The organism is Streptomyces capoamus, assembly GCF_014654935.1.
Lineage (GTDB): Bacteria > Actinomycetota > Actinomycetes > Streptomycetales > Streptomycetaceae > Streptomyces > Streptomyces capoamus.
In genome coordinates this window covers 1-1,098 of record NZ_BNBF01000059.1, presented here as the reverse complement: position 1 = coordinate 1,098, position 1,098 = coordinate 1, and the positions used below count along the sequence as shown (strand labels likewise).

General features: G+C 71.5%; 1 protein-coding gene. It reads left to right on the top strand.

Annotated features, from left to right (window positions below):
* Nucleotides 1-1,098 (top strand): condensation domain-containing protein (locus IE312_RS37700; protein WP_229900941.1); only part of this gene is annotated, 1,098 nt, incomplete at both ends.

Sequence of the window (1,098 nt, the reverse complement as noted above, 5' to 3'; positions counted from 1 at the left end):
CACCCACTGCTTCGACCTCACCAAGGGCGAGTTCCCGCTGCGCACGACCGTGCTGCGGTGCGGCCCGCGGGACCACGTCCTGGTGCTGGCCGTGCACCACATCGCGGCGGACGGCGGCTCCGCGGCACCGCTCGCCCGCGACCTGGTCACCGCCTACGCGGCCCGCCGTGAGGGACGGGCCCCCGGGTGGGCCGACCTGCCCGTCCAGTACAAGGACTACACCCTGTGGCAGCGCGAGCTGCTCGGTGACGAGGACGACCCCGACAGCGTCGCCGCCGGCCAGGTCTCCTACTGGCGGGACGAGCTCGCGGGCGTCGTCCAGCCGACCCGGCTGCCACTGGACCGGCCGCGCCCGCCGGTGGCCGGGCACCACGGCGACCTGTACGAGTTCAAGGCCGAGCCGCGCCTGATGGCCGGCCTGGAGAAGCTGGCCGCCGAACGCGGCGCCACCGTCTCCATGGCCGTCCAGGCCGCCATCGCCGTCCTGCTGCACCGGCTCGGCGCCGGGGACGACCTCACGATCGGCTCGCCCATCGCGGGCCGTGTCGACGAGGCCCTCGCCGACCTCGTCGGATGCTTCGTCAACACCTGGGTGCTGCGCCTGGACCTGTCGGGCGAGCCCTCTTTCTCCGACCTGCTGCGCCAGACCCGCAGCAAGGCACTGGCCGCCTACGACAACCAGGACATCCCCTTCGACCGCCTGGTGGAGGTCCTCAACCCCGAGCGCTCGACGTCGTACCAGCCGCTGTTCCAGGTGATGACCGAGTGGCAGACCAGCGCCCAGGCCACGGAGTTCTTCAGCCTGGCCGGGCTGGAGGTCTCCTTCCTGCCCCTGCAGACCGAGAGCGCCAAGTTCGACCTGCTGTTCAGCATGGGCGTCGACACGGGCGGCGGTATGCACTGCAGCATCCAGTACGCCACGGACCTGTTCCACCGCCGCACGATCGAGGCGATGGGCGACCGGTTCCTGCGCGTCCTGGAACAGGTGGTCGACGACCCCTACGCCCCGGTCCGCTCCGTCGACGTGTTGTCGGGTGGGGAGTGGGAGTGGTTGGTGCGGGGGGTGAATGACACCGGTGGTCTGGTGCCGGTGGGGAC